Below are 17,422 nucleotides of genomic sequence, written 5' to 3' on the forward strand. Positions count from 1 at the left end.
GAACCAGCGCGACAAAGGCTGCGTCATCTGCCACGCCCCACCCATCTACTGCGACGCCCACCACCTCATCAGCTGGCAAGACGGCGGAGTCACCAGCCTCACCAACCTCGTCCTGCTCTGCCGGGTCGACCACAACTCACTCCACGACGGCCACTGGACCATCACCATCATCCACAACCAAGTCCACGTCACCCGCCCCACCTGGGCCAACCCACCACCCCGAAACACCAGCCAAAAACCCGACCAGCCCAGCACCACCCCCGCGACCGCACCCGCGCCGACGGCCACTACCCCCTGGCCTGCGCCGGCCCCCGCGGACATGGATCCCGCTGTGGTGGACACGCACACAGATCCGGCGGTTGTGGGTACGGGCGCAGATCCCGCGGTGGTGGATACGGGCGCAGATCTGGCGGTTGTGGGTGCGGGAGCGGATCCCGCGGTGGTGGATACGAGCGCGGATCCAGCGCTGGAGGATAGGGGCGCGGGTTCGGCGGTGGTGGATAGCAGCATCGATGCCGCGTCAGTAACCACACTCGGTCGGCCTGCGGCTTCGGGTCCTCTTCAGGTACCGAGGCTGAACCGGCCCAACAACGATGATGCTCCCTGGGGCGCCGCCGATGAGGCGGCCGGGCTCGACCCCTGGGGCGACAGATCCGCACGGGCAGCGTCTCCCGAACAGCCGGCGGTCTTCGATCCATGGGCCGACAGCGCGTAGTGATTCAACGGCCGCCAGAACGCGGTACAAGCCAACAGCTGAGCTGCCGTCTCCGGTAGTCCGCACGCATCGCCCACCGCATCGCTGTCCGCCCACTGCTGTCCGTATCACTATCCGCTGTCCGCTGTCCGCTGTCCGCCGGTCGATGTTCGCGGGTTGTTGTGTGGGTGGCTGTCTGCCTGCTGTTGTCTGGGTCGGTGCTCGCCGGCTGTTGTGCGTGTCGCTGTTCGCCCGCTGCTGTGCGCCGCTGTTCGCCTACTGCTGTCCGTATCGACGTTCGCGCCGCTGTCGCATCCGCCCAGCGCTGTCCGCACGTGGGATCCGGGCGCCGCTTTCATCGTGTGCCACTGTGCTTGCGGAGACTCAGGGTCTCTCGTCTCCGCTCGGGACCGGCTCGCCTCCGTTCGGGACCGGCTCGCCTCCGCTCGGGACCGGCTCGCCTCCGCTCGGGACCGGCTCGCCTGCGCTCGGGACCGGTTCGTCTCCGTTCGGGATCGGCTTTCGCGGGTCGTGTTCGGGGAGTTCTGCGGATGAGGGCGACAGGTGGGGGCCGCAGTTGGTCGGGTGGTTGCGATGGTGAGGCGTCGTTGCTCGACAGGATTCGCTTTGTCGGTCCGGTTGGGAGGGCGTTGGGAGGTGGATCGCGCCGATGGTGTCGATGTGCGAGCTGTGCGGCGCCTGGATGATCTGGTCGGGCGGGGCTCCGTCCAGGTCGGTGGCTTGGAGTCGGGTTTGGCTGCTACCTGGTTCAGGGGACTGAGGGGCCTAGGCGGCTCGGGGTCAGGTTTTGGGTGTTAGTAGCTCGACTGCTTTGGTGATGCGGCGGGTGCGGGTTTCTGGCTTCTTGGCTTCTTCTATTGCCTTGATGTGTTCTCGGCGGTGGCTGAAGCTCATTGCGTCGAAGGCTTCCTTCAGGCCTGCCGCCTCCAGGGCTTCCGCGAGGTCGGGCGGTACTTCGATAGTTCGTTCGGTCGTGTCGCGCTCGACTGTCACCGTCACCGGGTCGCCGATGCCCTTGGCCAGGTCAGCGCGGATTGTCTTCAGTACGCCGAGCGCCATGCAGCCGCCCATTGACGCGATCGAGCCGCGGTACACGATACCGTCGAAGGTCGCCAGGACCGGGATTCGGCCGCCGCCACCCAGGGCGGTGATTACCTCGGTCGGCACCTCGACGTAGGCGCCGCCGCCGCGGGCCTCTTCGATTACGGCCTCGAAGGTCTCCATGGTGGTCACACTAGCGCCGGGGCCGGACGAAAATCGTGGGCTCTTTGCGGCGGGCTGCGGCAGGCTGAGGGCATGACCACGAGCATTCGGACAGCGATCAGCGACGCCGACTACGAGGCCTGGCGGGCGATTCGGATCGCGGTACTGCCGTACGAGCGCTGCCCGACGGTGGCCGAGCTGCGGGACCTCGACCGGCCCGGGCGGCTGATGCTGCTGGCGGAGGTCGATGGTGCGCTGGCAGGCAGCGGACTGGCGGATCGCTCTGGCGACGGGGAGCGGGCGGCTCTGGTGCCGCGGGTTCATCCGGACTTCCGTCGTCGCGGCGTGGGGACCGAGCTGCTCCGGGTGCTGGCCGACCATGCCGTTGGCGAGGGCTATGACATGGCCGGAGCGAGTGTCGACGACGAGGAGTCCAGGCTCTTCGCTGAGCGGTTCGGGTTCGTGGAGACGAATCGGCAGGTCGAGCAGGTACGCCGGATCGGCGACGAGCCGCGGCCGGCGGGGCCGACGGAGTACCAGATCGTCTCTGTCGCCGAGCGGCCGGAGCTGTGGGCGCAGGCCTATCACCAGGTCGCGCTGCCGACGTTCCCGGACATGGATCATCCGGTCGCGCTGAAGGTCTCGGCGGACGACTGGGACAAGGAGTGGATCAACGACCCGGCCGCGATGTTCGTCGCCGTCGCTGGTGACGAGGTGATCGGTGTGGCCGGCCTGATGCTCGATAGCGATCGCCCGGAGCGTGCGGAGGTCGCCTACACCGCCGTACGCCGGGAGTGGCGGGGCAAGTCGGTCGCGTCGACCCTCAAGCGGACCAGCATGGCCTGGGCCGCCGAGCACGGCATCACCGAGATCTACACCTGGACGCAGCGCGGTAACGACTCGATGCGCCGCCTCAACGAACACCTCGGCTTCAGCTACGGCATCGTCAGCCTGACCCTGCGGGCGCCGCTTCCGCTGAGCTGAACACCTCGGGTTCAGCTACGGCATCGTCAGCCTGCGGGCGCCGCTACCCCTGCGCGGACTCCTTCGCTAGTTTGCTCGGCCACCAGATCTTGGCGCCGATGTCGTACGAGAGCGCCGGGACGAGCAGCGAGCGGACGATGGTCGTGTCGAGCAGGACGCCGAAGCCGACCATGAAGGCGATCTGGGCGAGGAAGAGGATCGGTACCACGCCCAGCGCCGAGAAGGTGGCCGCGAGGACGACGCCGGCGGACGTGATGACTCCGCCGGTGACCGCCAGGCCGGTGAGGATGCCTGGCCTGGTGCCCTGTTCGATCGACTCCTCGCGGACCCTGGTCATCAGGAAGATCGAGTAGTCGATGCCCAGGGCAACCAGGAAGACGAAGGCATAGAGCGGGATCGAGGCGTCCGCGCCGGGGAAGTCGAAGAGGTGGTTGAAGACGAGCGCGCTGATGCCGAGGGTCGCGCCGAACGACAACACGTTGCAGATCACCAGCAGAACGGCGGCGACGACCGAGCGGAGCAGCAGCATCAGGACGACGAAGATGACCGCGAGGATGGTCGGGATGATCACCTTGAGGTCGCGGTTGCTGGCGTCCATCACGTCGAGGTTGATCGCGGTGTTGCCGCCGACCAGGATGTCGGGGCTGACCGCGTCCAGTTCGGTGCGCAGGTGCTTGACGACCTTGGTCGCGTCGGGGGAGTCGGCGGCGACCTTCAGGGTCGCCTGGACCAGGACCTTGCCGTCGACGACCTTGGGCGGACTGAGCTTGTTTCCATCGGCCGGGGCCACGGAGGCAGTCGCCGTCGCGACGCCGTCGACCTTCATGGCTGTCTGGACGACTTTGTCCGCCTGGTCGACCGGGGTCAGGATCTGTACCGGCGTACCGGCTCCGGCGTCGAAGTGCTTGGCGAGTTCTTCCTGGCCGGTGACGGACTCGACCTTGTTGAGGAACAGGTCCTCCTGGGAGATGCCAGAGGCCTTGAAGGTGGGCAGGAAGAGGCCGCAGGCGATCAGGAAGAGCGCGCTGATCGCCCAGACCTTGCGTGGGCTGCGACCGACCAGGCCGGAGACGCGGCCCCACAGCTTGCGGCTGCCGACCTGGTCCTTGGCGTGCACGTGGTCGAGGCGGGGGATGGCCGGCCAGAAGATCCGGCGGCCGAAGGCGAGCAGGACCGCCGGCAGGAACGTCATCGCGGAGATCAGCGCGCCGGCGATCCCGATGGCGCCGACCGGGCCGAGGCCCTTCGTGCTGCCGAGCTGGGAGAGCAGCAGGCAGAGCAGGCCGAGGATGACGGTCGCGGCGCTGGCGGCGATCGGCTCGATGGCGGCTCGCCAGGCGACGCGCATCGCTTGGTACTTGCTCTCGTAGTCGTGCAGCTCTTCCTTGTACCGGGAGACGAGCAGCAAGGAGTAGTCGGTCGCGGCGCCGACGACGAGGATGAACAGGATGCCCTGGCTCTGGCCGTTGAGCTCGATCACGTTGTTCTTGGCGAGCGGGTAGACGACCGAGGCCGCCAGGGCCAGGCCGAAGACGGCGGTCAGCAGTACTGCGATCGGCAGTACCGGACTCCGGTACACGATCAGTAGGATCACGAACACGACGACCAGCGCGACGCCGAGCAGGATCCCGTCGATGCCACCGAAGGCGGTGACGAAGTCGGCGAACACGCCACCGGGACCGGTCACGTAGACCTGCAGGCCGGTCGGGGTGAGCGACTGTTTGATCTCGGTGCGCATCTCGTCGGCGACGGCGAACAGGGCTGTCTCACCCTGTTTGACCACGTCGTCGAGCTGGTCGCCGTTGAGTTCGAGGGTGATCAGCAGCGCCTTCTTGTCCGCCGACGGGATCACCGTCTTGGCGGGCGCGGCGAGGTACTGGCCGATGGTCTTGCCGTCGCCGAGGTCGAGCGAGGGGACCTTGGCGAGGAACTCGTTGGCCTTGGCGACGTCGGCGGGGGTGATTCCGCTGTCGCGCTCGATCAGGACGAAGTACGGCAGCGCCTTGGAGTCGACGAACTTGGCCGACTCGTTGTTGACCAGGGTGGACTCGGCCTGTTTGGGCAGGAAGTTGGCGTTGTCGTTCTCCTGGACCTCGCTCAGCTTGCCCACCGTGGGCCCGCCGATGGATCCCAGGATCAGCCAGGCGACCAGTACGGCGGCCACTCCCGCCCGCCAGGCCCACCGCTTGTTGTTCCGCCGCTCCACCGCAGTCCCCTCCCGAGTCAGACAGTTCAGTAGGCACAGTACCGAGACATCGCTCAACGGGAGGAAGGACGACCCGGGCTGGTGGAGGGGGACATCTCTCACCACTGCCCGGGAGGTGTGCGGGACCCGTTTCGACGGCGTAACAACGAGATGACCACTCGGAAACACCCCGGTCATAGCGTCCTGGCCTAATCAGTGAGGTCAGATGATCGGAGACGGAAGATGACGCTCGAGGCACGACCGGAGGTCGCTACTCTTCGCGACCGGGCCGGCGCGGTGGGTACGGTCGAGGCGCCCCGTCGTGGGCGGTGGATCGATGTCTGGGACCCCGAGGACGGCGGATTCTGGGCGGCGAAGGGGCGCCGGGTGGCCCGGCGGAACCTGTGGCCGTCGATCTTCGCCGAGTTCCTCGGCTTCTCCGTCTGGCAGCTGTGGAGCATCGTCGTCGTCTCGCTGCCGGCCGCCGGCTTCGGCTATACGACCGACCAGATGTTCTGGCTGGTCGCGCTGCCGAGCCTGGTCGGCGCCACCCTGCGGCTGCCCTACACGTTCGCGGTGCCGAAGTTCGGCGGCCGCAACTGGACGATCGTCTCCGCTCTCCTGCTGCTGATCCCGGCCTCGGGGCTGGCCTTCTTCGTCAGCCGGCCGGAGACGCCGTTCTGGCTGATGGCGCTGGTCGCGGCCACGGCGGGCGCCGGCGGTGGCAACTTCGCCAGCAGCATGACCAACATCTCCTTCTTCTTCCCCGAGCGGGACAAGGGCTTCGCGCTCGGCCTGAACGCGGCCGGCGGCAACCTCGGCGTCGCGGTGGTCCAGCTCTTCGTCCCGATCGTGATCGTGGCCGGCGCCGGGCTCACGCTCAACCGGGCCGGGCTGATGTGGATCCCGCTGATCCTGCTGGCCGCGATCCTGGCCTGGCGGCTGATGGACAACCTGTCGGCGGCCACCTCGTCCTTCCGGGCGTCGATCACGGCGGCCAAGCGGCCGCACACCTGGGTCATCTCGTTCCTCTACATCGGCACCTTCGGCTCGTTCATCGGCTTCGGCGCGGCCTTCCCGCTGCTGATCAAGACGACCTTCCCGGAGATCACGGTGGCGCACATCGCGTTCCTGGGCGCGCTCGTCGGCTCGGTCTCCCGGCCGTTCGGCGGCAAGCTGGCCGATATCGTCGGCGGCGCCTGGGTGACGGTCTGCGCGTTCGTGGTGATGGGCGCCGGGATCCTGTCGGCGATCGCGGCTCTGCACGCGGGCAGCTTCACCTGGTTCCTGCTCAGCTTCCTGGTGCTGTTCGTGGCGAGTGGCGCGGGCAACGGATCGACGTACCGGATGATCCCGGCGGTCTTCCGGCAGACGACACGGGACCTGGACGGCAAGCCTGAGCCGATCCGGGCCCGGCGCGAAGCGGCGGCCTGCATCGGGATCGCGTCGGCGGTCGGAGCGTACGGCGGGTTCCTGGTACCGCGCGGCTTCGCGATGTCGACCGGGCACTACGGCTCGCTCGTGCCGGCGCTCTACACCTTCTGCGGCTTCTATGTCGTCTGCCTGATCGTGACCTACGTCTGCTACCTGCGTCGCGGCGGCCCGCTCAGCCAGGAGCGTGTCTGATGTCCGGGCGGCATTTGGTGGTTGTCGGCGGCGGCATGGTCGCCCACCGGCTGGTCGAGGCGCTGCGGTCACGCGACACCGACGCCGCTTGGCGGATCACCGTGCTCGCCGAGGAACCGCGGATGCCGTACGACCGGGTCGCGCTGACCAGCTACTTCTCCGGCCGCGACCCTTCCGATCTCTCCCTCGGCGACCCGACGTTGTGGGACGACCCATCGGTGAGCCTGCGCAAGGGCGTCACGGTCGCTGCCGTCGACACCGCTGCCAAGACCGTACGGACCACGCGCGACGAGATCATCGGGTACGACGAACTGGTGCTCGCCACCGGCTCGTACGCGTTCGTCCCGCCGATCAAGAACAGCGACGCCGAAGGCTGCTTCGTCTACCGGACGATCGACGACGTCGCGGCGCTGCGGGTGTACGTCGAGCGGCTGCGGGCCGAGGGCAAGGACGTCAACGGGGTCGTGGTCGGTGGCGGCCTGCTCGGTCTGGAGGCCGCTGGGGCGCTGCGGGCTTTGGGTGCTGGGACCACTGTGGTCGAGTTCGCGCCGCGGTTGATGGCGCTGCAGGTCGACGAAGGCGGCGGTAGCGCGCTGGCCCGGTTGATTCGTGGGCTTGACATCGAGGTGCTGACGTCGACGCAGACGACGCGGGTCAAGACGACCTCGCAGGGTGCCGCGCGGGCGATGGCGGTTGCTGATGGCAAGGATTTGCCGGCCGATGTGGTGGTGTTCGCGACCGGTGTACGGCCTCGGGACGAGCTGGGGCGTGCTGCTGGGCTGGAGATCGGCGAGCGCGGCGGCGTTGTTGTCGATGAGGGGTGCCGGACCTCCGTGGATGGCGTCTGGGCGATCGGTGAGGTTGCGTGCATCGAGAGCAGGGTGTGGGGGTTGATCGCGCCGGGGTATGCGATGGCGGAGATCGTCGCGGACCGGCTGCTGGGTGGGTCGGCGACCTTCCCTGGTGCTGATACTTCCACCAAGCTGAAGCTGCTCGGGGTCGATGTCGCGAGCTTCGGCGATGCGTTCGGCGCGACTGAAGGCGCGCTCGACATCGTTTATGCGGATCCGGTCGCGGGCGTCTACAAGAAGCTCGTACTGTCCGACGACGCGCGCACGTTGCTCGGCGGCATCCTGGTCGGGGACGCTTCGGCGTACTCGGGATTGCGGCCGATGGTCGGGCGGCAACTCGGCGCCGACCCGGCGTCGTACCTGCTGCCCGAAGGGTCGGCGCCTGCTCAGCTGGAGCTGCCGGACGATGCGCCGGTGTGCTCCTGCAACAACGTTTCTGCGGGCACCATTCGATGCGCGGTGCGCGAAGAGGGCTGCGGCGATCTGAAGTCGGTGTGTGGCAAGACCCGGGCCGGTACGAGCTGTGGATCGTGTCTGCCGATCGTGAAGAACCTGCTCAACGCTGAGCTCGCGGCCGCTGGTGTCGAGGTAAGCAAGGCGCTTTGCGAGCACTTCGCGATGTCGCGGGCGGAGCTGTTCGACGTCGTTCGGGTGACCGGGTTGCGGACCTTCAGTTCGCTGGTCGAGCGGCACGGTACCGGGCGTGGTTGCGATATCTGCAAGCCGGTGGTCGCGTCGATCCTGGCCAGCCTCGACCCGGCCGGGCACGTGCTCGACGGTGAGCGGGCGACGTTGCAGGACACCAACGATCACGTGATGGCGAACATCCAGAAGGACGGGACGTACTCGGTCGTGCCACGGATCCCCGGTGGCGAGGTGACGCCCGAGGGGCTGATCGCGATCGGTGAGGTGGCACGCGACTTCGGGCTCTACACCAAGATCACCGGCGGGCAGCGGGTCGATCTGTTCGGAGCGCGGATCGAGCAGTTGCCGGCGATCTGGAAGCGGCTGGTCGAGGCCGGATTCGAGTCGGGGCACGCGTACGGGAAGGCTTTGCGGACCGTGAAGTCGTGCGTCGGGTCTACTTGGTGCCGGTACGGCGTACAGGACTCTGTCGGGATGGCGATCGCGCTGGAGCTGCGCTATCGCGGGCTGCGGTCGCCGCACAAGATCAAGCTCGGCGTCTCCGGATGTGCGCGTGAGTGTGCCGAGGCGCGGGGCAAGGACGTCGGTGTGATCGCGACCGAGAACGGCTGGAACCTGTACGTCGGTGGCAACGGCGGGATGACCCCTCGGCATGCTCAGTTGCTGGCGTCGGATCTGTCCGACGAGCAGTTGCTGCAGGCGATCGACCGGTTCCTGATGTACTACGTCCGCACCGGCGACCGGCTGCAGCGGACGGCCGTCTGGATCAACGAGATCGAAGGCGGCCTCGACCACGTCCGCGACGTCGTGCTGAACGACAGCCTCGGCATCGCGGCGGACCTTGATGCGGCGATGGCGGCACACGTCGACTCGTACGTCGACGAGTGGCAGGCGACGCTGCAGGACCCGGAGAAGCTGGCCCGGTTCGTGTCGTTCGTGAACGCGCCCGACCAGCCGGACGCCGACCTGCGCTACGTGGTGGAACGCAATCAACCGCGGCCGGCGACCCCGGCCGAACGCGGGCAACTGGAACCGGTCCTGCTCGCCGGTCCCCGACTGGAGGTACGCCGATGACCCTTTCGACGACGGCGGTGGTGGTGTGCCGGTACGACGCCCTGCTGCCGGAACGTGGTGTCGCCGCGTTGCTGGGTGTTCTGCAGGTCGCGCTGTTCCGGACCTTCGACGGGGAGGTGTTTGCCCTGGGCAACCAGGATCCGGTGAGCGGGGCGAACGTGATGTCGCGGGGGATCGTCGGGAGTCGCGGGGACGTGCCGACGGTGGCGTCGCCGATGTTCAAGCAGGTGTACGACCTGCGGACCGGGGTCTGCCTGGACGATCCGTCGCTGGTGCTGTCGGTGTATCCGGTGCGGGTCGTCGACGGAGAGGTGATCGTCGGTGACTAGGCCTGGTCCGCTGAGCGGCTGCACGATCGCCGTCACCGCGCACCGCCGGGCGGACGACCTGATCGCGTCGTTCGAACGCCGGGGCGCGAAGGTGCTGCACGCGCCGACGCTGCAGATCGTGCCGGCCGCCGACGACCAGCCGCTGATCGAGGCGACGCGGCGGGTGATCGCCAATCCGCCGGATGATGTGGTCGTCACCACTGCGGTTGGCTTTCGCGGGTGGATCGAGGCTGCCGACACTGTCGGGCTGGCGGCTGATCTGCTGAGCACGCTGGAGCAGTCCCGGTTGCTGGCGCGCGGTCCGAAGGCGCGGGGCGCGATTCGGGCGGCGGGGTTGGTGGAGCACTGGTCGGCGCGGTCGGAGACGACGGCGGAGGTGGTCGAGTGGTTGCGCGACCAAGGGGTTGCCGGGCGCAAGATCGTCGTACAGCTGCATGGGCTGTCTGATCCGGCGTTGCAGGATGCTTTGCGTGCTGTTGGGGCGTCGGTGCGGGGGTTGGAGGTCTATCGGTGGGGGCCGGCGCCCGATCCGTTGGCTGTTGAGCGGGTGATCGGGCAGATCTGCGCTGGTGGCGTGGATGCTGTCGTGCATACGTCGGCGCCGGGTGCGCAGGCTTTGCTGGATGCTGCTGCTTTGAACGGTCAGTACGACGGGTTGGTGTCGGCCCTGCGTACGGGCCGGGTCTTGAATGCTTGCGTCGGGCCGATCACCGCCGGTCCTTTCCTGGCGCTTGGCCTGGAACCGTTGATCCCCGATCGCTTTCGCCTCGGTGCCTTGATCCGCATCGTCACCGACCGCCTCACCGACGACAACGCCCGCTCGATCGAAACCGCCTTCGGACAACTGGTGATCCGCGGCGGCGCAGCAGTCCTCGACGGCGTAGTCCTACCGCTGGGCCCTGGTCCCCGAGCGGTACTCGCCGCCTTGGTCGCTGCAGGCGGCGACGTAGTCTCCCGCCCCGACTTGCTGGCAGTCCTGCCCGGCGCCGAAGACGTCCACGCCGTAGAAGTAACCGTCAACAGACTCCGCACCGCGGTAGGCCGTCCCGAGTTGGTCCGCACGGTCGTCCGCCGAGGCTACCGCCTAGCCGTCGAACCGGTAGGAGCTCCCACATGATCGATTTGGTGGCTGCGGCGCATGGGACTGCGGATCCTCGGGGGATTCGCGAGGTGCATGCGCTGGTTCGGCTGATTGCGGGGTTGCGGCCTTCGGTGCCTGTGTCGCTTGGGTTTGTGGATGTTGATGTGCCTGCGCTGCCCGGGTTGGTTGATCGAGTTGTTGCTGATGGCAATCAGGCTGTGGTGGTGCCCTTGTTGTTGAGCAGTGGGTATCACACGGCGGTGGACATCGGGCGCGAGGCGGAGCGGCGGCCGTATCAGGTGCAGGCGGCCTCGGCGTTGGGGCCGGATCCGGTGCTGGCGGACGTGCTGGTCGACCGGCTGCGGGCTTGTGTTGACTTGGGATCGGCGTCGGGATCGGCCTCGGTTGATCGTGTGGTGCTGGCCGCGGCTGGGTCGTCGGATCGGCGGGCTTTGCTGGATTGCTCGGCGACGGCCGCGTTGCTCGCCGAGCGAATCGACCGGCCGGTGGAGGTCGGGTACGTGTCTGGCGCTGGGGAGCGTTTGGGGTCGGTTCTCACTCGTAGTACCGGCCAGGTGGCTGTGGCGACGTACTTGCTGGCACCTGGGTTCTTCGCGGATCGGGTACGCCGGATCGCGGGCGACCTGCCGGTGAGTGCGCCTTTGGGGGCGGACCCGCGGATCGCGGCGCTGGCGCTGCATCGTTATGACGTTGCCAGGAAATTGTCGGCGGTGGCTGTCTAGCATTCGCGGGTGGGGATCTTCGACAAACTCAGCCGCCGTACGCCGCCCAACGAGCCCGAGCCCGAGCCCGTGCCGACCGCGCCGACCGCGGCGGAGCCTGGCGAGCCATCGGCGCTGGAAGAGCTGCGCGATCAGGTTGTGCTCTGGGTGCTGCCCGGGTTCAACACGCGCACCGAGGTACTGGAGCAGGCGCGCGAGTTCCGCGACGACGACGAGATGCCGGTGACCGACCAGCAACTGGAGCGCCTGGTGGACGACGTCTGGCAGACCCGTCTCGCCGAACAACAGACCTGGACCGATCCCACAGACGCAGACAGGGTCGAAGCCGCCTTCGCGGAGCTCGACGCCGCCGGCGTGATCGCCCGGATGAACTTCACCTGCTGCCAAACCTGCGGCGTAGCCGAGATCGACGACGAACGCCCCGCCGACCGCCCATCCACCGGCTACGTCTTCTTCCACCAGCAAGACACCGAACGCCTGGCAGACACCCCCGCCCACCTCTTCCTCGCCTACGGCCCGATCGACCCGACTCCACAGGATTTCGACAACCAGGCCGTAGAGATCGGCCGCCGCATCGAGTCCACCCTCCGCGCCCACAACCTCCCCGTGACCTGGACCGGCTCCACCAGCCAGCGAATCTCCGTCGGCCCCCTCACCTGGCACCGCCGCCTCCCCGCCTAGCCCCGGCTGCGGATGCTCGATGGTGAAGGTGGGTTGGGCCGCGAGCAGGTACTGATCGCTCTCCCGCTCGGCGACGTATCGCCCGAGGCTGGAGCGATGAGAAACCTGAGCAGAGTGTTCGCGGTCGTGGCCGGGTTGCTGATCTCGGCCGCGGTGGTGCAACCCGGCAGCGCCTCGGCGACGGACTGGGGTGACTTCCAGATCCGGAACATGGCAAACCAGCAGTGCCTGACCATCGGCTCCGACAACTACGCGATCGGGATCAGTGGTTGCGCCGGCGACAGGTACGCGTTCCAGGACTGGGAGGTCAACGACGACCCGGCCCCGGCGAACTACTACCGACTGATCAACTACGCCCCACCGCAGCCCGGCAAGTGCCTCGACTCGGTCTGGGGCCACGGCAGCAACGGCGCCCCACCGGTCGCCAGATACTGCGCCGACTTCAAAGGCCCCGACGAGGAGTGGTATCTGTCCTCGGTCTCAGGCAGCCGCACCTACATCCAATCCCGCGCAACCAGCCAGTTCCTCGGCCTGGGCGCCGACGGAAAACCCCACCTCTACAAGTACCCAAGCGAAGCCTACGGCGGCCAAGCCGGCGCCATCTGGTGCCTCCGCACAGACTGGACCACCAACCCCCGCCAACCCTGCTGACGCCGACAAAGTCGCGGCCTCCCAGCCTTCTGCTATGCCTTCGCCACCGGCTGAGCTCAGCCCTGCTGACTGCGGCTGTGCCAGTCGACGGCTGTTAGCAGGTCATCGCGCAGACGTTGCACGGTGCCGGCGATTCCAGCGGGCAAGGTAGACAGGTCGATCGCGGCGGTGGCGACGGCTTCGCGGAGTTCGGGCCACGTGATCCAGGCGACTGAGTCCGGGATGCGGCTGGCGAGATCTGCCCCTGGCGCCTCGAGACCGGCCGTACGGGCCAGGACCGGCTCGAGGTAGCGGGTGATGGCGTCCTCGATCGAGAGTCGGCCGTGGCCTTTGACCGGCACGGGTGGTGGGTTCGGAGTGATGAGTAGCAGGAGTGGGCGGGCCGGGCCGGCGTCTCGTAGTACGCAGACGAACTCGCGGGACAGTTGCTCGGGCTGGAATGCGGACTTGCCCATGCCCTTGGACTCGATCAGGACGTGAGTGCTCGGCGTTGTCAGGAGCCCGTCGGGTTGTACGACGGTTCCGCCGGGGGACAGCGTCGACTCGTCGGGGAGGAGGGTGATCCGAGCCTGCTCGGCCTCGGCCGCGATCAGCTCACGTGTCTCGTCGGCGCCGTGGGCTGCCCTGAAGACCGCGGCGAGGAAGGTCGACCGTGGGAGGTAGGACAGCGGACCGAGGACCTCTGCCGTCAGCACGTTCTCGCGCCCACGGCCGCCGTTCCGGTAGCCGCGGACGAGCTGGCCTTCCCAGGAGATCTCTTCGAGCAGCCGGCCGAGCATGGACGTGTTCGCCAAGGCTTCCTTGGGCGACTGATCTGGCATCGCAAGCAACTCCGTCCTGCCGAATCACACCACGATCTCACGCACGCAACGCGGGAGTCGGCGATCGCGTCCTCTGGGTGAGGTGAGGACATGCTCAGAGGCTGGTTGGGAGTGGTTGTTGCGGTCGGTGCGCTGGTCGGGTGCGGGGGCTCACATGCTGAAGGTGAGACTCCGGGGATCCCGTACGGGTCGCCGACGTGGCCGATGCGGAATGATCCGGGGCTGACGGTGGTTGCTGATCGGCTGGAGCCGGTGCTGCGGTTGCGGTTCGCTGACTCGTACGCCGGGTTGGTGCTGGAGCACGAGACAGGCACCCTCATCGTCTACCGCAAGCCCGACGCCGCACTCGACGAGCGCGTACGAGCCGAGGCGACGAACATCAACCTCGTACTGCGGAACGCCCGGATGACCCTGGTCGAGATGCGATCGCTGAGCGACCGGGTCACGGCTGACCTCGCGTACTGGGCCCGGCGAGGCATCGTCATCGGCAGCGTCGGCCCGATGCCTGATGGCTCGGGCATCGCCGTGATGACCACAAACGGCAGCGCGACCGACCACGAAAACCTGACGAAGCGCTACGGCACCGACGCGATCGTCATCTCGGCCGGGACGATCGTTCCGGCCGACGCATCTGTTGGTGGATAGATCGGGCGACACCGGTCAGTCAGATCATTCCGGATTGAGCCCGATCTCCTGCCAGAAGGCAGCTTCGGCCATGATCCGAGTGCCGTAGCTCCTGGCCTTCTTGGCTTTCCCGGACAACGAGTTGGGGTCGGCGACGATGAGCAGGTCGAGTCCTTTGGTGACTCGTTCGTGCACGACCAGACCTGCCGCACGGGCAAGGGCTTGTGCCCGCTCGCGGGTGATCAGCGCGCCGTCCAGCCGCCCTTGAAGGGTGCCGGTGAAACACACGCCCAGCCCCCGAAGACCGTCGCCGGTAGCCTCCGCGGGCTGGTGGCTGCGGACGTCCTGCAGGGCAGCCACGATCTCCTCGAGCCCGAAGCCCAGTGCCGCGGCGACATCCGCGAGATCGGTCGCTTCGAAATCGGTCAGCACGCCGTCGGCGAGGGCGGTTGTCGCGAGTGCCGACAGGTACATCGTGTGCGCCTGGTGCACGTCCTGGCGGCTGAGCCCCCATTCCCGCGCTGTGAATTCGAGAGCGTCTGTCTCGCGCTCATCGATGCGGCGGTCCTCGAGTGCCCGATCGAGAATGTCGAGGTACGCCGCGGTGTCTGCGGGGCTGTCTGCTGTGCGGAGATCGTGCGCAGGCAGATGCCGCACCAGCTGAGCGAGTGGCGAAAGTTCTGGTCGCCAACGCCCAGAGCGCGCATGGGTGCGCCCGGAGATCGGCCAACCCGCCCAACTCCGGCTGTCCGGCCAAGCCGTCGGAGCACAGCCCAGATCGTCGAGGCTGGTGATGCCTCGTTCGACCGAGCGCCTCAGGTAGGCCGTCAGCAAGCTCGCGGTGGCCGAAGCGTCTCCCAGTGCGGTGTGTGCGCCATCGTGGGAGATGCCTTCCGCGGCCACGCAATCGCCCAGCCGTCCACCGCCCAGGATCCCCAGGCGGTGGGACATGGCAAGTGTGCAGATCGTCGGCCAGCTCGGCGCGACGGCGCCGAGGCGCGTGTACTCGGCGGCCACGAAGCCGAGGTCGAAGCGTGCGTTGTGCGCGACGACCACAGCGTCATCGAGCAGATCTGCGAGGTCGCCGGCGATGTCGGCGAACCGCGGTGCGTCGAAGACGTCGGCTCCACGGATGCCGTGGATATGGGTTGGCCCCAGGTCCCGGTCCGGATTCAGCAGCGTGGTCCAGGACTTCTCGACCGTTCCGTCGGGCGCAGTCCGCACTACGGCGAGCTCGACGACCCGGTCATGCAATCGTGGTGAGAAGCCGGTCGTCTCGACATCCAGAACTGCGAAGGGTGTCGAGCCGAGTCGAGGCATCCGGGCCCTTTGAGTTTTCGGCCGCTCGAATGCATTCAATGAACCCATTACTGCCCCCAGTTCGTACCCCCTGAGCACCCGAGTGGATGCTCACCGCGCGAACTTCGGCTCATGCTAGCGATGGCCATCGACGTTGACGATGCCTGAAGGTTCCGGGTACCGGCCGGACTTCGTGCGAGTCGGCTGCCACCGATCGGAGGAGCGCGCGGGGGACAGTGCCTAGCGGGCGCGGAGGGTTTTGAGGTCGGCTTGGCAGCGGGCTTCTACCTCGGCTAGTTCGGCGAGGGTTTCGTCTATGTCGCGGCGGCGTTGTTCCAGTTCGGCGCGGCGGGTGGTGATTTGGTTGAGGAGGTAGACGAGTTGGCCCTCTTCGCCGGGCTCGCGGTCGTACATGTCGACGATGGTGGCGATTTCGTCGAGGGTGAAGCCGAGGCGTTTGCCGCGGAGGATGAGGGCCAGGCGGACGCGGTCGCGGGGGTGGTAGATGCGGACCGTGCCGCGGCGTTCGGGGGTGAGCAGGCCGCGGTCTTCGTAGAAGCGGATCGTGCGCAGGGTGACGTCGTACTCGGCGGCCAGTTCCGCGATGGACCAAGTAGAGGTTTCGGCAGGCACCCGGATATTGTGCACGCACCCCATCGTGCTTTACGTTTACGTAAGCGTCAATCACGAGAGCCTGGGAGCCACGAAGATGTCGTACGAGCTGTCCGAAGAGCACCGCGAGTTCGCCCACAGCGTGCGCGACTTCGCCCAGGCCGAGATCGCGCCTCATGCGGCCGAGTGGGACCGCAAGCACTACTTCCCGGTCGAGGTGGTCCAGAAGATGGGCAAGCTCGGCCTCTTCGGGCTGACCGCGCCGGAGGAGTTCGGCGGGTCCGGCGGTGACTTCACCAGCCTGTGCGTCGCGATCGAGGAGATCTCCAAGGTCGACCAGTCGATGGGCATCACGCTCGAGGCGGCCGTCGGGCTCGGCATCAACCCGATCCTCACCTTCGGTACCGACGAGCAGAAGCAGCAGTGGCTGCCGGACCTCATCGCGGGTCAGCGCCTGGCCGGCTTCGGCCTGACCGAGCCCGAGTCGGGCTCCGACGCCGGTGCGACCAAGACCAGGGCCGTACTCGACAACGGCGAGTGGGTGATCGACGGCTCGAAGCAGTTCATCACCAACTCCGGCTCGACCATCACCTCGCTCGTCACGGTCACCGCCCGGACCGGCGAGAGGCCGGACGGCCGCCCCGAGATCTCCACGATCATCGTCCCGACCGGTACGCCGGGATTCGTCGCCGAGGCGTCGTACGACAAGCTCGGCTGGCACGCCAGCGACACCCACCCGCTGTCGTTCAGCGGCGTACGGGTCCCCGAGGCGAACCTGCTCGGCGAGCGCGGCAAGGGGTTCGGCCAGTTCCTCGCCACCCTCGACGACGGCCGGGTCGCGATCGGCGCGGTCGCGCTGGGCTGCATCAAGGCGTGCCTGGAGATGTCGGTCCAGTACGCCGGTGAGCGCAAGACGTTCGGCGTGCCGATCGGTCAGAAGCAGGGCGTCGCGTTCCAGATCTCCGACCTGAAGGTGATGGCCGACGCGGCCGAGCTGCTCGTGTACCGGGCCGCGGCGCTCAAGGACGCGGGCGCCCCGATGCAGGAGTTCAAGCAGGCTGCCTCCGTCGCCAAGCTGTACGCGACCGAGGCCGCGGTCACCGCGACCCGGATCGCCACCCAGGTCTTCGGCGGCTACGGCTTCATGGAGGAGTACCCGGTCACCCGGTTCTACCGTGACGCCAAGATCCTGGAGATCGGCGAGGGGACCTCCGAAGTACAGCGCATGCTGATCGCCCGCGGCCTCGGCCTCCCGGTCGAGTAGACAACAGGGTGACAGACAGTGCCCTCTGACAGGA

The 17,422-nt window shown here is 67.6% G+C and carries 16 protein-coding genes; 11 read left to right on the forward strand and 5 right to left on the reverse strand.

Translation table 11 applies throughout. The annotated features are described in order from the left end of the window. A partial coding sequence (locus tag ABD768_RS35990; protein WP_344848383.1) for an HNH endonuclease signature motif containing protein occupies nucleotides 1-715 on the forward strand: 715 nt, incomplete at its 5' end. 780 nt (nucleotides 716-1,495) lie between these two features. Here the strand turns inward: ABD768_RS35990 and ABD768_RS35995 are convergent. After that, the gene (locus ABD768_RS35995; RefSeq protein WP_344848386.1) at nucleotides 1,496-1,939 is read right to left on the reverse strand and encodes a YdeI/OmpD-associated family protein; all 444 of its coding nucleotides are present in this window, start codon (nucleotides 1,937-1,939) and stop codon (nucleotides 1,496-1,498) included. Nucleotides 1,940-2,011: 72 nt separating this feature from the next. Here ABD768_RS35995 and ABD768_RS36000 point away from each other — a divergent pair, with 72 nt between their 5' ends. Beyond that, nucleotides 2,012-2,902, forward strand: a complete 891-nt coding sequence (locus tag ABD768_RS36000) for a GNAT family N-acetyltransferase (RefSeq protein ID WP_344848389.1) — start codon at nucleotides 2,012-2,014, stop codon at nucleotides 2,900-2,902. 43 nt (nucleotides 2,903-2,945) lie between these two features. On the opposite strand, the gene ABD768_RS36005 is transcribed toward ABD768_RS36000, so the two are convergent. Next, nucleotides 2,946-5,108, reverse strand: a complete 2,163-nt coding sequence (locus ABD768_RS36005) for an MMPL family transporter (protein ID WP_343983202.1) — start codon at nucleotides 5,106-5,108, stop codon at nucleotides 2,946-2,948. A 222-nt stretch (nucleotides 5,109-5,330) separates the two neighbouring features. Between ABD768_RS36005 and ABD768_RS36010 the strand changes: the two genes are divergently transcribed. From ABD768_RS36010 to ABD768_RS36040, 7 genes are all read left to right on the forward strand, one after another. Then, nucleotides 5,331-6,713, forward strand: a complete 1,383-nt coding sequence (locus ABD768_RS36010) for an MFS transporter (RefSeq protein WP_343983205.1) — start codon at nucleotides 5,331-5,333, stop codon at nucleotides 6,711-6,713. After that, the gene (gene nirB, locus ABD768_RS36015; RefSeq protein ID WP_344848393.1) at nucleotides 6,713-9,283 is read left to right on the forward strand and encodes a nitrite reductase large subunit NirB; all 2,571 of its coding nucleotides are present in this window, start codon (nucleotides 6,713-6,715) and stop codon (nucleotides 9,281-9,283) included. The genes ABD768_RS36010 and nirB overlap by 1 nt, the downstream gene beginning before the upstream one ends. Continuing rightward, nucleotides 9,280-9,612, forward strand: a complete 333-nt coding sequence (nirD, locus tag ABD768_RS36020; RefSeq protein WP_343983211.1) for a nitrite reductase small subunit NirD — start codon at nucleotides 9,280-9,282, stop codon at nucleotides 9,610-9,612. The genes nirB and nirD overlap by 4 nt, the downstream gene beginning before the upstream one ends. Beyond that, nucleotides 9,605-10,729, forward strand: coding sequence for a uroporphyrinogen-III synthase (locus ABD768_RS36025; protein ID WP_343983214.1), 1,125 nt, complete (start codon nucleotides 9,605-9,607; stop codon nucleotides 10,727-10,729). The genes nirD and ABD768_RS36025 overlap by 8 nt, the downstream gene beginning before the upstream one ends. Beyond that, nucleotides 10,726-11,436: a sirohydrochlorin chelatase gene (locus ABD768_RS36030; RefSeq protein WP_344848398.1), complete on the forward strand. Its 711-nt coding sequence runs from the start codon at nucleotides 10,726-10,728 to the stop codon at nucleotides 11,434-11,436. The genes ABD768_RS36025 and ABD768_RS36030 overlap by 4 nt, the downstream gene beginning before the upstream one ends. A gap of 9 nt (nucleotides 11,437-11,445) precedes the next feature. Then, the gene (locus tag ABD768_RS36035) at nucleotides 11,446-12,117 is read left to right on the forward strand and encodes a DUF6891 domain-containing protein (protein ID WP_344848401.1); all 672 of its coding nucleotides are present in this window, start codon (nucleotides 11,446-11,448) and stop codon (nucleotides 12,115-12,117) included. A gap of 96 nt (nucleotides 12,118-12,213) precedes the next feature. Continuing rightward, a complete protein-coding gene (locus ABD768_RS36040) occupies nucleotides 12,214-12,768 on the forward strand; it encodes an RICIN domain-containing protein (protein ID WP_344848404.1) in 555 nt (184 codons plus the stop codon). A 56-nt stretch (nucleotides 12,769-12,824) separates the two neighbouring features. Here the strand turns inward: ABD768_RS36040 and ABD768_RS36045 are convergent, their stop codons facing one another. Continuing rightward, nucleotides 12,825-13,589 carry a hypothetical protein gene (locus ABD768_RS36045; RefSeq protein ID WP_344848406.1) on the reverse strand — a complete coding sequence of 255 codons (765 nt, stop codon included), beginning with the start codon at nucleotides 13,587-13,589 and terminating at the stop codon, nucleotides 12,825-12,827. A gap of 90 nt (nucleotides 13,590-13,679) precedes the next feature. On the opposite strand from ABD768_RS36045, the gene ABD768_RS36050 reads away from it, so the two are divergent. Further along, nucleotides 13,680-14,234, forward strand: coding sequence for a hypothetical protein (locus ABD768_RS36050; protein WP_344848412.1), 555 nt, complete (start codon nucleotides 13,680-13,682; stop codon nucleotides 14,232-14,234). Between the two features lie 24 nt (nucleotides 14,235-14,258). Here ABD768_RS36050 and ABD768_RS36055 read toward each other — a convergent pair whose 3' ends face one another. Beyond that, nucleotides 14,259-15,533 carry an exonuclease domain-containing protein gene (locus tag ABD768_RS36055; protein ID WP_344848415.1) on the reverse strand — a complete coding sequence of 425 codons (1,275 nt, stop codon included), beginning with the start codon at nucleotides 15,531-15,533 and terminating at the stop codon, nucleotides 14,259-14,261. A gap of 219 nt (nucleotides 15,534-15,752) precedes the next feature. Continuing rightward, a complete protein-coding gene (locus ABD768_RS36060; RefSeq protein ID WP_344848418.1) occupies nucleotides 15,753-16,145 on the reverse strand; it encodes a MerR family transcriptional regulator in 393 nt (130 codons plus the stop codon). A 76-nt stretch (nucleotides 16,146-16,221) separates the two neighbouring features. Between ABD768_RS36060 and ABD768_RS36065 the strand changes: the two genes are divergently transcribed. Further along, complete coding sequence (locus tag ABD768_RS36065) at nucleotides 16,222-17,388, forward strand: acyl-CoA dehydrogenase family protein (RefSeq protein WP_344848421.1); 1,167 nt, start codon at nucleotides 16,222-16,224, stop codon at nucleotides 17,386-17,388. Nucleotides 17,389-17,422 lie beyond the last annotated feature (34 nt).

This window comes from Kribbella ginsengisoli (assembly GCF_039537185.1).
Classification (GTDB): Bacteria; Actinomycetota; Actinomycetes; order Propionibacteriales; family Kribbellaceae; genus Kribbella; species Kribbella koreensis.

Excerpts from the sequence above, each read along its gene's own strand:
- nirB (WP_344848393.1), top strand. The coding sequence starts at position 6,713 with ATGTCCGGGCGGCATTTGGTGGTTGTCGGCGGCGGCATGGTCGCCCAC.
- ABD768_RS36045 (WP_344848406.1), bottom strand. The coding sequence starts at position 13,589 with ATGCCAGATCAGTCGCCCAAGGAAGCCTTGGCGAACACGTCCATGCTC.
- ABD768_RS36050 (WP_344848412.1), top strand. The coding sequence starts at position 13,680 with ATGCTCAGAGGCTGGTTGGGAGTGGTTGTTGCGGTCGGTGCGCTGGTC.
- ABD768_RS36065 (WP_344848421.1), top strand. The coding sequence starts at position 16,222 with ATGTCGTACGAGCTGTCCGAAGAGCACCGCGAGTTCGCCCACAGCGTG.
- ABD768_RS36000 (WP_344848389.1), top strand. The coding sequence starts at position 2,012 with ATGACCACGAGCATTCGGACAGCGATCAGCGACGCCGACTACGAGGCC.
- ABD768_RS36010 (WP_343983205.1), top strand. The coding sequence starts at position 5,331 with ATGACGCTCGAGGCACGACCGGAGGTCGCTACTCTTCGCGACCGGGCC.
- ABD768_RS36055 (WP_344848415.1), bottom strand. The coding sequence starts at position 15,533 with ATGCCTCGACTCGGCTCGACACCCTTCGCAGTTCTGGATGTCGAGACG.
- ABD768_RS36030 (WP_344848398.1), top strand. The coding sequence starts at position 10,726 with ATGATCGATTTGGTGGCTGCGGCGCATGGGACTGCGGATCCTCGGGGG.
- nirD (WP_343983211.1), top strand. The coding sequence starts at position 9,280 with ATGACCCTTTCGACGACGGCGGTGGTGGTGTGCCGGTACGACGCCCTG.
- ABD768_RS35995 (WP_344848386.1), bottom strand. The coding sequence starts at position 1,939 with ATGGAGACCTTCGAGGCCGTAATCGAAGAGGCCCGCGGCGGCGGCGCC.
- ABD768_RS36040 (WP_344848404.1), top strand. The coding sequence starts at position 12,214 with ATGAGAAACCTGAGCAGAGTGTTCGCGGTCGTGGCCGGGTTGCTGATC.